Origin of the sequence: Polaromonas sp. CG_9.5, from assembly GCF_035984465.1 — a bacterium.
Lineage (GTDB): Bacteria > Pseudomonadota > Gammaproteobacteria > Burkholderiales > Burkholderiaceae_C > Polaromonas.
Genome location: NZ_JAXCHR010000044.1, coordinates 1 through 9,719, shown reverse-complemented (window position 1 = coordinate 9,719; position 9,719 = coordinate 1). Strand labels below are relative to the sequence as shown.

General features: G+C 61.1%; 10 protein-coding genes. 3 read left to right on the top strand and 7 right to left on the bottom strand.

Annotated features, from left to right (window positions below):
* Window positions 1-410: hypothetical protein (locus RCH06_RS17400; RefSeq protein ID WP_327082727.1), on the bottom strand; the 410-nt coding region annotated here is incomplete at its 3' end.
* A 157-nt stretch (window positions 411-567) separates the two neighbouring features.
* On the opposite strand from RCH06_RS17400, the gene RCH06_RS17395 reads away from it, so the two are divergent.
* Together RCH06_RS17395 and RCH06_RS17390 are read left to right on the top strand one after the other, a co-directional pair.
* Window positions 568-1,113, top strand: a complete 546-nt coding sequence (locus tag RCH06_RS17395) for a TlpA family protein disulfide reductase (RefSeq protein ID WP_327082726.1) — start codon at window positions 568-570, stop codon at window positions 1,111-1,113.
* Between the two features lie 173 nt (window positions 1,114-1,286).
* Complete coding sequence (locus RCH06_RS17390; RefSeq protein WP_327082725.1) at window positions 1,287-2,399, top strand: transglutaminase-like domain-containing protein; 1,113 nt, start codon at window positions 1,287-1,289, stop codon at window positions 2,397-2,399.
* Window positions 2,400-2,547: 148 nt separating this feature from the next.
* On the opposite strand, the gene RCH06_RS17385 is transcribed toward RCH06_RS17390, so the two are convergent.
* The 6 genes from RCH06_RS17385 to RCH06_RS17360 form a co-directional block, all read right to left on the bottom strand.
* A complete protein-coding gene (locus tag RCH06_RS17385; protein WP_327082724.1) occupies window positions 2,548-3,459 on the bottom strand; it encodes a pseudouridine synthase in 912 nt (303 codons plus the stop codon).
* A complete protein-coding gene (trmB, locus tag RCH06_RS17380) occupies window positions 3,456-4,196 on the bottom strand; it encodes a tRNA (guanosine(46)-N7)-methyltransferase TrmB (RefSeq protein ID WP_327082723.1) in 741 nt (246 codons plus the stop codon). Before trmB ends, RCH06_RS17385 begins: the two co-directional genes overlap by 4 nt.
* A gap of 54 nt (window positions 4,197-4,250) precedes the next feature.
* Window positions 4,251-5,108 carry a DMT family transporter gene (locus RCH06_RS17375; RefSeq protein WP_327082722.1) on the bottom strand — a complete coding sequence of 286 codons (858 nt, stop codon included), beginning with the start codon at window positions 5,106-5,108 and terminating at the stop codon, window positions 4,251-4,253.
* 22 nt (window positions 5,109-5,130) lie between these two features.
* Window positions 5,131-6,114, bottom strand: a complete 984-nt coding sequence (gene gluQRS / locus RCH06_RS17370) for a tRNA glutamyl-Q(34) synthetase GluQRS (protein ID WP_327082728.1) — start codon at window positions 6,112-6,114, stop codon at window positions 5,131-5,133.
* 150 nt (window positions 6,115-6,264) lie between these two features.
* Window positions 6,265-7,335, bottom strand: coding sequence for an NAD(P)/FAD-dependent oxidoreductase (locus RCH06_RS17365; RefSeq protein ID WP_327082721.1), 1,071 nt, complete (start codon window positions 7,333-7,335; stop codon window positions 6,265-6,267).
* 131 nt (window positions 7,336-7,466) lie between these two features.
* Window positions 7,467-8,420 (bottom strand): LysR family transcriptional regulator, encoded by a 954-nt coding sequence (locus RCH06_RS17360; protein ID WP_327082720.1) that lies wholly within the window; start codon window positions 8,418-8,420, stop codon window positions 7,467-7,469.
* 108 nt (window positions 8,421-8,528) lie between these two features.
* On the opposite strand from RCH06_RS17360, the gene RCH06_RS17355 reads away from it, so the two are divergent.
* Window positions 8,529-9,230: a pirin family protein gene (locus RCH06_RS17355; protein WP_327082719.1), complete on the top strand. Its 702-nt coding sequence runs from the start codon at window positions 8,529-8,531 to the stop codon at window positions 9,228-9,230.
* Window positions 9,231-9,719: the final 489 nt, after the last annotated feature.

Sequence of the window (9,719 nt, the reverse complement as noted above, 5' to 3'; positions counted from 1 at the left end):
ACCGGTTCATGCGAATCGATTTGAATGCGCTGAAAACCGATCTCTGAATCCAGCCAGGTGTTACCCATGTCCCCGCACATGTGTTTCCTATGTCTCCGGTCTATACACTTCGCCAAAGAAAAGTAAGCAAAAGAAAGGCGACCCGGCTGTCTGGGTCCCTGCGCTTCGCTGCGGGCAACCTGTGCTGACCCGGCAAAGCGGGGGTCGAGCTCGAACTCGCTTCGCTCAGACAATCGCTCGCCCTGATCCCGCTTTTCCCGGTCATCACAGGCCCAGCCAGAACGGGCTGAGAGGAAGAAAAATGCGGGAATGCGGGAATGCGGGAATGCGGGAATGCGGGAATGCGGGAATGCTGAACTTCGCCATTTAAAGTTTTTGATGGCTACTTTTCTCGTAGGGGAAGGTTGCAACGGGGCTGGCGGCGGTCAAACGTTGTCTACTGGCTGTTTTTTTGATGAATAGTGGCTGTTGCGCATGTAGTACGGGCGCTGATAGCTATTTTATTGATAGCGAATGGCTTGGCCCTTGCATCAAAACCCGCATTGATTCGCCGTTAAGCTTGCCGCCATGTCTGTTTTTCCCCCGCTTTCATCTCGCCGCCATTTCCTAAAAGCTACGCTGGCTGCAACTTCTTCGCTGGCGTTGCCGCTGGCGCATGCGCAAGACGTGACGGGTGAGGCGTATGACGTTAGTGCCTGGGCGGGGCCGCTGGCTGGCTTTTCGTTGGTGGATACCGATGGTAAACACTGGGTTCCGGCTGACTTCAAGGGGCGGGCGGTGTTGCTTAATTTTTGGGCCAGCTGGTGCGAACCGTGCCGTGCCGAAATGCCTTCGTTGCAGCAGTTGGCGGACTTGCATGGGCCTGATCAGCTGTTGGTGTTGGCCATCAACTTCAAGGAAAAACCGGCGCGCGCGCTGCAATTTGCCAAAAGCACGGGTCTTCGCTTGCCGGTGCTGCTTGATGTCGATGGGCAGGCTGCGCATCGATGGGGCGTCAAGGTTTTTCCGTCTACTCTGGCGATTGGCAAAACGGGTCAGCCGCGCCTTCGCATTCAGGGCGAGGTGGATTGGCGCGGCAAAGGGGCGCAAAAAATCATTGCCGGGCTGCTGTAGCCGTTGCGCGTCAAAAGCCGACGCGCCTTTGCGGCTGTAGCGATAATCGCAGGCTGCCATCGACTGGCGCGCTGCAGAGCAGCCGCAGGCCCGTCTGGCTTGACTTCCCGGCGCATCTTTTCCTGTGCCGGTGCACGTTACCCTCTCGTCTCTTTCCAACCCGGAGTTTTCCGATGACCGCCGTACGCCGCACTTTCCTTAAAAACACCGCTGCCGCCGCTTTGGCCGCTGCGCTGCCCACGCTCAATTTTGCCCAGACGCCTGTGGCACGCAGCACTTTCGCGCCCCAAAGCGGCAGCTGGCGCACGTTTGAGGTCGTCACCCGCGTGGACATTCCCAAACCCGAAGGCGTGACGCGCGTCTGGCTGCCGGTTCCGTCCGTCAACAGTGACTACCAGACTTCGCTCGAAAACAGCTTTACCAGCAACGGCACGGGCAAATTTTTGCAAGACGGGCAAGAGGGCGCCAAGATGCTGTACGTGGAATTTGCCGCCAGTGAAGCCGCTCCTTTCATTGAGCTGACCAGCCGCGTGAAGACGCAAAACCGTGCCGTGGACTGGTCGCAAGCGACCGCTCCCGCCGAGTCCGCCGATATGCTGCGTTACTTCACCCGCAGCACCGACCTGATTCCGACCGACGGCGTGGTGCGCGAAACCGCACTGGCGGCCACGAAGGGCGCCAAAACCGATGTTGAAAAAGCCCAGATGCTTTACGACTGGGTCGTGTCCAACACCTACCGCGAACCCAAGGTGCGCGGCTGCGGCGAAGGCGACATCAAGACCATGCTGGAAACCGGCAACCTGGGCGGCAAATGCGCTGACTTGAATGCGCTGTATGTCGGCTTGTGCCGCTCGGTCGGCGTGCCGGCGCGCGATGTTTATGGCATCCGGCTGGTGCCTTCAAGCTTTGGCTATAAAGAACTGTCCGGCAATCCGGCCAGCCTCAAGAGCGCGCAGCATTGCCGCTCAGAGGTGTATCTGAAGGACTATGGCTGGGTGGCGATGGACCCGGCTGACGTGGCCAAGGTCATGCGTCTGGAGACAGCGGACTGGATCAAAAACACCACCAACCCGGTGGTCGCGCCGGTTAACAAGGCACTGTTTGGCGGCTGGGAAGGCAACTGGATGGCCTACAACACCGCGCATGATGTGGTGTTGCCATATTCCAGGCAGGAAAAGCTGGGGTTTTTTATGTACCCGACTGCCGAAAACGCATCCGGGCGCTTTGACTCGTACGCACCGGATGATTTCAAGTACCAGATCACCGCCCGCGAAATTCAGGCGTGATGCACTGTCGCCGTGCCTCTGTGCGGCGTAAAAACCTGGATTTAGCATTTTTAGGCATCAAATAAGTCGCTTGTGCATGCTGCGCATGCGCTGGCAGCTATCAAAATAAGAGTAATTCCTGAAGGTGCTGCGTTGCGGTCAGACGCTTTCAGTCCAGCTTCAAACCGAGCTGGCTTTCAAACCGCCGCGCCTGGCCGGTCACCGGATCAGTGAATGCAATCGATTTGGCCAGCAACTGCAGCGGCGCGGCATAGTCGTCTGGCGGCGTTACTTCGAGGTGAGGGTAAATCCGGTCATTCAGGATCGGCAGGCCCAGCGCCTGCATATGGACGCGCAACTGGTGCTTTTTGCCGGTCACGGGGCTGAGCGCATAACGGGCGTGCGCGCCGCTGGTTTGCAGCACGTCAATGTGCGTTTCGCTGTTGGCTTCGCCCGCCACTTCGCACTGGCGGAAAAAAAGGGCGTCTTCGACCAGGCGGGTTTTGCGCACCAGCGGAAATTGCAGATCTGCGTGCCACGGTGCGATGGCTTCGTAGTGTTTGGTGATGGCGTGCTGGCGAAACAAACCCTGGTAGGCATCGCGTTCAGACGGCGCTACCGAAAACAGCACCAAGCCCGCCGTTTCGCGGTCGATACGGTGAATCGGCGTCAAACCGTCAATTTGCAGCAGATTTTTCAGCCGCACCAACAGCGTTTCCTGCAAATAGTGGCCCGAAGGCGTGACGGGCAAAAAATGCGGCTTGTCGGCCACGACCAGATGGGCGTCCTGGTACAGCACGGTGGCTTCAAACGGAATGCGCGCCTCGGCTGGCAGCGCGCGGTAGTAGTACAGCCGCAGGTGGCCGCGGTAAGGGCGCTGCGCGGTCAGCCGCTCGCCAAATTCGTCAGCGACCAGCCCGGCGTCCATGCGCTGCAGCCAGATTTCCCGCGTGATGGCAGGAAACCGTTCGACCAGAAAATCGATGAAAGTTGGCCAGTGGCCTGCCGGCACGCTGACGCAGCTCGGGCCTACGCCATCGCGCGGGAGCAGGCCGCCGTGGGGCAACGGCTTTTTTTTCACACGCGGGTGAACACCACGTCCCACACGCCGTGCCCGAGCTTGATGCCCCGGTTTTCAAACTTGGTCAGCGGACGGTAGACGGGCTTGGGCGCATAGCCGTCGCCCACAGCGTCGGCCGTGTTTTTCAGCAGCGGCTCGGCGCTCAGCACTTCAAGGATTTGTTCGGCGTAGGGTTGCCAGTCGGTGGCGCAGTGCAGGTAGCCGCCGGGCTTGAGGCGCGCGGCCAGCTTGGCAATCAGCGGACTTTGGATCAGCCGGCGCTTGTTGTGTTTGGTCTTGTGCCACGGGTCGGGGAAAAAGATGTGCGCGCCGTCCAGACTGCCGGGCGCAAGCATGTGGTCAATCACTTCGACGGCGTCGTGCTGCAGGATGCGGATATTGGTGAGCGCTTGTTCGTCAATCCGCTTGAGCAGCGCACCAACGCCGGGCGTGTGGACTTCGCAGCAGAGGAAATTCTTTTCCGGCATCAGGGCCGCGATGTGCGCGGTGGCTTCGCCCATTCCAAAACCGATTTCCAGAATCGTGTCGGCGCTGCGGTCATACACCGCCGCAAAGTCCATCGGCTCGCCGGTGTAGTTCAGCAAAAACCGGGGGCCGACATCGGCAAAGGCCTTGGCCTGGCCGACGGTGGTGCGGCCGGTGCGGCGCACAAAGCTGCGGATGGTGCGGTGATGACTGACGTCAACGGGCGTGCCTTCAGGCGAGGCGGGCAGGGTGGGGGCGGGGTTTTCAATCACCTGGTGATTTTAGTGCGCAGCGTTGCACGGCTTTTGAATGGCTTGCCGGGGTCATCAATGGCGGGGTGCCGCCTGCTTTTGCAGCACCACCAGCGCGATGCCGCCCAGAATGGCCAGCGACGCCAGACCCAGGCGCAGCGTGACGGCTTCGCCCAAAAAAACAATCCCGCCCAGCGCGGCCAGCACCGGCACGCTCAGTTGCACCGTGGCTGCGGTGGTGGCTTTCAGCGCGGGCAAAACCGTGTACCAAATCGCGTAGCCCAGACCGGAAGTCAGCGCGCCCGATGCCAGCGCATAACCGATGCCGGCTGCATCCAGCGTGACGCGTTGCAGCCCTAACATCAGCAGGCTCAAAGCGATGGCGATGGGCGCTGCCCGCAGGAAGTTGCCCGCCGTGACCCGTGTCGGATCCCCCGCACCTTTTCCGCGCAGCGAATAAATGCCCCATGCCACGCCTGCGCCCAGCATCAACACCGATCCGCCCAGTGGCGGGGCTGAGATGCCGGGCAACAACAAGCCCAGCAGCCCGCTCAGGGCCAGTGCCAGGCCGACGCGTTGAAGAGGCTTCAGGCGTTCGCCTTTCCAGAGCCCGTAGCTGATCATCGTGGCCTGGACGGCGCCGAAAAGCAGCAACGCGCCGGTCGCCGTGGGCAGACGCACATACGCAAACGAAAACGCGGCAGCATATATAAAGAGCGCCAAAGCAGACGGCCAGTTGCCGCTTCCCGTTTGGTCACCGCGAAATTTGCGCGCCACCAGCCACAACACCACCGCGCCAGAAACCAGGCGAATACTTGTAAAGCTGCCGGCATCCAGCTGGCTCTGCTGGAGCGCCAGCCGGCAGAGCAGGGAATTGCCGGCAAAGGCCAGCATGGACACGGATGTCAGCGCAAGGATGCGGGCCGGAGACATGGGATGGGTGCGATTCAGTCCGTTATGAATAGCGGCTGGAGGACAAAGGGGCAACGTATTTTTCTTTCCATGCCGCTACCCACATCGCCAGCGCATCTGCCCGGCTTTGGCCTGTTTGCGCGGGCAGTCCCAGCAGGTGGGCAGCCTCGTTCAGGACAGCCACAGGGTCGCGGGTATCGAGCGCCTGTGCGCCGTGTTGCTTGGACAGCTTTTCGCCATTCTCGCCGTACACCAGCGGGGTGTGCAAATAACTTGGCGTGGGCAAGTCGAGTGCGCGCTGCAACAAAATCTGCCGCGCCGTGTTGTCGGCCAGGTCTTCGCCGCGCACTACGTGGGTGATGCCTTGCGCAGCGTCATCGACCACCACGGCCAGTTGGTACGCCCAAAGCCCGTCTGCCCGTTTAAGCACAAAGTCGCCGACTTCATGGCTGACGCGCTGGCTTTGCGGGCCGAGAAGCCGGTCATGCCATGTCACGGGCGCTGCATCGGTTTGCAGAGATGCTACGGTATTCATAGCTGCTTGCGCCCGTGCAGCCTGCGCAAGAGAGGGTTTTGATTCGTTTTTCTCGATCAGGAAGCGCCATGCCCGTGCCGTGCGCCCTTCGAGCCCGTCGCGGCAGGTGCCTGGATAGACCAGTTCGCCATGGCGTTGCCGTTCGTACCCGGAGTCGGCCAGTGCGCGGGCAATGTCTTGCCGGGTGCAGCCGCAGGGATACGCCAGTCCGGCGGCGATAAGTTGATCCAGTGCTTGCTGATACAGCGCGCTGCGTTGCGATTGCCAGACCGGCGGCGCATCGGGCAAAAGACCGCAGTCGGCCAGTTGACGCAGGAGGGTTTCGCTGGCTCCGGGAACGCACCGGGGCCCGTCCACGTCTTCAATGCGCACCAGCCACCGGCCTTGGTGTGCGCGGGCATCGAGCCAGCTGGCAAGTGCCGCGACCAGTGAGCCGGCATGCAGCGGGCCGGTCGGCGAGGGTGCAAACCGGCCTGTGTAGGTCGTCCCCACGCTCTTCAGTTCGTGGGGTTCGCTGCCCTCCGAGGGGGCTGCTGCGCCTGTGGCTTGGCCAAGCCGGTTCAACAGTTCTTGCTGGGTGTGAGGGCGCGCTTCTACGCTAGTTGCTTTGTTCATGGCGCCAGCCGGCATCGCCTCACTCCGTCAAAGAATGGTCAGCGCCATTTCCAGACCCGACACAAAGCCGTCTTCGACCCGGTGACCGAGGCACCAGTCGCCGCAGACGCCGATGCGCGCTTCGGCATCCCACCCGTGCGTCTTGCCGAGCGGTTTGGTGGTTTGCGCATAGCGCCAGCGATGCACTGCGGCATACGGCGGCTCGGCGTGGATGCCGGTCACTTCGGTGAATGCCTTGAGCAGCTTGCCCTTGACGCGTTCGGCGCTGTCTTCAAGGTGACGTTGCGACCAGGCCGGGTTGGCCTGAACCGTCCAGCGCTCCACCGGGCCGCGTCCGGGTTTGGACGACTCGCGGGCTAGCCAGGCAATGCGGTGATGGGTGCTGCGGGCCACATTCCACTGCGGGCCGAGGCTCGACAGCGTCGGCTGCAGCGCTTGCGGAAATGCCACCATCAGCGTCCAGCAGGGCGCTACCGTCACGCCGGCGATGTCGGCTGTCAGGGCGTCAGCCAGTTCGGAGTCGGACAGCAAGGCATGCGCCTGGGTGGACGGCAGCGCGAGTACCACCGCATCAAACCCGGAATGCACGCCAGCGCCTGGCCCGTCGGTCTGGAGCTGCCAGCGTTTCGGGTCGAGCTTGTCTTCTTCGATGTAAACGACACGGGTTTCCAATACCAGCTGGCCGGCGTCAAGCAATGGCTGCGCCCACTGGCGAACCAGGGCATTCATGCCGGGCGTGGCGACCCAGTGCGCTTCGTTGGCAGGCAGTGACGCCGCGACGACTTGGCCGAGATCGTCCAGAATCCGCACCTTGTTGGCGCTCCAGGGCCGCACCAGTCCGGACGCGGTAGCCAATGCTTTTTCAAAGCGCTCGTCGCGTACGGTGAAATACTGCGCGCCGTGGTCGAAACCGCCAAATTCGGTTTCACGTGTCGCCATGCGGCCACCAGCGCCTTTGCTTTTTTCAAATAGGGTGACGTGGTGCCCGGCCTGTACCAGGGTGCGGGCGCAAGTGATGCCGGCGATGCCAGCGCCCACGATGGCGATGTGGCGCTGGGGCGCGGGTTCAGAAGCAGAAGAAGGGGTTTTTTTTGTCATGACTTTTTACTTTTTCTGAAGTGAGGCAAAAGGGAGGGGGAAAATGGCTTCGCGACTAAAAATAATCCATCAACGAACGCCATGCGCACACTCTACACCGCAGCCGCCGCCGTACGGCTGCAAGCGCAGATTTATAGCGAATGGGGCCGCTCCAGCAGCGCCTTGCGGGTGGCCGGATTTGCCAGGTGCTGCAGCCACCACTGCAGCGCGCGTCCTTCGTTGCCGTCCGCTTGATGGCGCCAGGCATAGCGCATCGGAGCTATCCGCGTGGCGCGCTGCATCTGCTTTTCGACCAGCCTGCCGGCGGCAATGTGCGGCCGTGCGAGGTATTCCGGCAAGAAGCCGCCGCCCAGTCCGCGCAACTGCGCATCCAGCTTGGCCTGCATGCCGGGAACGGTAAAAATATCTTGCCCGCCCAGCAGCCCGCTGGTCACGCCACTTCCGCGCTGCACCGAGTCGGCCACTGCCACGGCGCGGTGCAGCATCAGCAGCGCATCGGGCACCGGCTCGGCGGCCTGCGCCAGCGGATGGTGTGGCGCCACCGCGTAGACGAAGTGAATGGTGCCCAGCGGCCGGCTTTGCACCGACAGGTTGGCCGCCGGTTCCAGGGCCACGCCGATGGCCAGGTCAGCCTGTCCTGAGGTCAGCGCTTCGAGCGTGCCCGACAGCGCTTCCTCGCGGATCTTGAGGCGGGTGGGCGGATTCAGCGCGAAAAATGCCTCGCACAGCTCCAGCACGGTGGTGCGGGAAATGACGCTGTCCACCGCAAGCGTGAGTTGCGGCTCCCAGCCCGTAGCGACGCGTTTGACGCGGTTGGCAATGGCGTCGAGTTCGAGCAGCAGGCGGTTGCCTTCACGCCGCAGTTCCTGGCCCGCCACCGTCAACTTTGCTTGACGTGATGAGCGGTCGAACAGCAGCACATCGAGCGCGTCTTCGACCTGCCGGATGCGGTAAGTCAGGGCGCTGGGCACCACGCCGAGCGCACGTGCCGCCGCCGCCATGCTGCCTGTGCGGTGGATGGTGTCAATCAGCCCAATGACTTCGGGCGTCAGGGCGTTGCGAACTGAGTTGTGGAGTGGTGCCATGCGAAAGGTTCAAATAATTCGAATGATGCCAGCAAACCGGCGCAACGATCCAGGCGCTGCGGACTCTTACAGTCAATGCATTGCAACGCACCTTGAAAGGGGCACTTCATGATGACATTACGGCTCTCAGGCGAACGTGGCTATGCCGATCACGGCTGGCTTAAGTCTTTTCATTCTTTTTCATTCGCGGGCTACCACGACCCGGCGCACATGGGCTTTGGCAACCTGCGCGTCATCAACGAAGATCGCATTGCGGCGGGCCGGGGTTTTGGCACGCACAGCCACCGGAACATGGAAATCATCAGCTACGTGCTGAGTGGCGAGTTGGCGCACAAGGACAGCATCGGCAACATCAAGGGCATTCCGCCCGGCGATGTGCAGCGCATGAGCGCGGGCACGGGCGTGCAACACAGCGAGTTCAACCATGCCGACGGCCAGACGACGCATTTCCTGCAAATCTGGATCGAGCCCAACGTCACGGGTATTGCACCGAGCTATGAGCAAAAATCTTTTGCCGATGCCGAAAAGCGTGGCGCACTGCGCTTGGTCGCTTCGCCCGATGGCGCCCAGGGGTCGGTACTGATGCATGCGGATGCCCGTCTGTATGCCGGCCTGCTGGATGGCGACGAATCGATCACGCTGGCGCTGGATCCGGCACGCAAAACGTATGTGCACTTGGTGCGTGGTGAACTGCAAGTCAACGGCCAAACGCTGCACACGGGCGATGCGCTGGGGCTGCAGTCGGAAAGCGAGCTGCAGCTGTCGCATGGCCAGGGCGCTGAAGTGCTGATGTTTGATCTGGCGCCCTGAAGGGGGGAGGTTTCAATGCGGTAACTTGTTTCGCTGTGTAGTGGCCAAGTTATTCCAGGCAGTTCAACAGGTTTTATTGTTGTCGTTTGATGCTTGAGAGCAAGCGGGGAGGTTGCCCAGAGTTGAATCATGGCGCGTAGACTCTTTCCGCTTGCGGGGCTCTACTGCGAGGCTAATTTAAGTTCGCGGAGAGTCGGGCGGGCATCTGATGCCCATTCTCTCTGAGGTTGACCTCTTGAATGACAGAAAATTGAAGAAATTGTGGGTAGCCCGAGAACTGCGAACTTTTTGCAAGCATCCGTGCGCAAAGGGGCGAGGAAATGGTGCTATGATTTGTGGCTCTGCTGATGACAAGGCGGCTCTTCTGAAAAGCGGAGTGCAGGTCAGGAAGCAGAAAAACTTCGAATTAAATTTCAACTGGACTTAAAAATCCGGTATATAATTTGAGGCTCAGCTGATTACAGCGAACGACGCCAAGCAAGACAGTCA